Origin of the sequence: Maribellus luteus, assembly GCF_003576475.1 — a bacterium.
In the GTDB taxonomy this organism is placed as follows: Bacteria; Bacteroidota; Bacteroidia; order Bacteroidales; family Prolixibacteraceae; genus Draconibacterium; species Draconibacterium luteum.
Map to the genome: position 1 here is coordinate 1 of NZ_QWGR01000094.1, position 688 is coordinate 688.

General features: G+C 68.5%; 1 protein-coding gene. It reads left to right on the forward strand.

Annotated elements, in window-relative coordinates:
* On the forward strand, positions 1 to 688 hold a 688-nt coding region (locus D1614_RS28080), incomplete at both ends, for a LysR substrate-binding domain-containing protein (RefSeq protein ID WP_119440488.1).

Sequence of the window (688 nt, forward strand, 5' to 3'; positions counted from 1 at the left end):
GGCGAAGCCTTTGCGGAATCGGCGCTGCGCCTGCTGGCCGATTTCGAGGCGACGTTCTCCGAGCTGCGCGATCGCGCCGCGGCACGCACCGGACGCGTGACGGTGGCCGCGCTGCCGTCGATCGCGGCGGGGATTCTGCCTGGCGTGCTGGCCAGATTCTCTGCAGAGCATCCGGGCATTCAACTGGCGCTGCACGATCAACTGTCGGACTCATGCATCGACATGGTCCGGCGCGGGGCGGCGGACTTCGCCATCGCGGCCATGGGCGCCGACATGGCAGGCCTGGCCGCCCAGCCGTTCTGCACCGATGACTTCCACCTCGTCTGCTATCAGGAGCACCCGCTTTCGCGCAAGCCGGCGCTGGCCGTGGGCGATCTTGTCGATACGCCGTTCATCCACCTTGCGCGCAACACGAGCATCCGGCAATACCTGGATGCGGCGCTGCATCCAACGAAGCTGCGCAGCGGCATGGAAGTCGAACATCTGGCCACGGCGGCGGCGCTGGTGGCGGCCAACCTGGGCATCACCGTCATTCCTGCGCTGGCGCTGTTCCAGTTCCGCCTGCCGGAGCTGGTGGTGCGACCGCTGCCCCTGCCGGGGCTGGTGCGCACGCTGTATGTCATCCGGCGCGACGGGCGCAGCCTTTCGGTGGCGGCGCAAGGGTTGCTGGACTTGCTGCTGGCGCACC